The 208-nt window shown below is 51.0% G+C and carries 1 protein-coding gene; it reads right to left on the bottom strand.

From position 1 onward, the window contains the following. On the bottom strand, positions 1–208 hold a 208-nt coding region (locus HJY11_RS14850), incomplete at both ends, for a hypothetical protein (protein ID WP_208076597.1).

Below are 208 nucleotides of genomic sequence, written 5' to 3'. Positions count from 1 at the left end.
CCCAGGCCGAAAGTTTCCCCTTCTCATGGTAATAAACATAATGGCCCCCATCACTGGCGTACATAGAGTCCGTATCCAAAGCATTTCGCTCTACCAGGATGTCCATCCACCGCTCGCAGACCTGGGTGGTAGCAAAACTCAGCAGTAATGCAGCCACAGCAGCAATACACAGATAGGCAATCAACGCCTTTTTGATCGGAAGGTTCCG

This window comes from Bittarella massiliensis (ex Durand et al. 2017), from assembly GCF_017566145.1.
GTDB lineage: Bacteria > Bacillota > Clostridia > Oscillospirales > Ruminococcaceae > Bittarella > Bittarella massiliensis_A.
Note: the sequence above shows the minus strand (reverse complement) of the source record. Positions and strands in the feature narration are given on the sequence as shown.